Below are 818 nucleotides of genomic sequence, written 5' to 3'. Positions count from 1 at the left end.
AAAACGAACGCGAGAAAATTCCGAAGGAATTTTCCAAATAAGCAACGACCAAAGCAATTAATTATACACGTTGTTGTAGCCAGTGCTTTATTTTTTATAGTAATAACTTCTTGTCAAATTATAACCGACAGTTTTATTATTTTCTTTTCCCCATTTTGCCAAATCAGTATGTCCTGAATTTTTCCATTCGAGATAGTTTTCTATAATTTCTAAATCTTCATTCAATTCCTTAGTCCAATATTCTTTTCGGTTGTTGTCGGTCAGTTTAGAGATTTGTTCCTCAATCTTTTTCGCAAGTTTTAAGTCCTCTGAAGGATTTCCAATATAGCCTTCTGGTAAATGATGAATAGAGTAATAAATACTGTAAGTCCACCAGTTTAAAATCGTTTCTCTCGCCAAATCATCTTCAGGATTTAATTCGATTGCCTTGAATAGATGTTCTTCACTTTTGTAATATTTCCCGAACCAACGAAATGGTCTATTGTCAATTATTTCAATTTCACACCATTCTTCTAATGTAGGTTTTATTAGTTTATCACTCAAAGGTTGTGGGAATGGTCCATAATCCGCGTCTTGAATATTCTCGAAAAATGGAAATAAGAATTTAGCAAAATCAATCTTCTGGTCAAGTGTCCAATTTTTAGTTGATTTTAGAAATTCTGCAAGTTTTTTGAATGCTTGTTTTCTTAAACCATTCTCTCTATCAATACAATAATCAGCATAGTTTTTCCATTCGGGATTTTCCGAGGCTGCTTTTGCAACAGTTAATAAAGCGATATTTTGGTCTTTAGCAATCATTTTCTCGCATTGGCTACAAC

General features: G+C 32.8%; 1 protein-coding gene. It reads right to left on the bottom strand.

The features are described 5' to 3' along the window. Positions 1 to 87 precede the first annotated feature (87 nt). Positions 88 to 818, bottom strand: a 731-nt coding sequence (locus tag HSX10_RS18630; RefSeq protein WP_217363334.1) for a hypothetical protein, incomplete at its 5' end; no start/stop codon positions are given.

This window comes from Winogradskyella undariae (genome assembly GCF_013285155.1).
Lineage (GTDB): Bacteria > Bacteroidota > Bacteroidia > Flavobacteriales > Flavobacteriaceae > Winogradskyella > Winogradskyella undariae.
The sequence above is the reverse complement of the archived record's forward strand: the minus strand, read 5'-3'. Positions and strand labels throughout refer to the sequence as shown.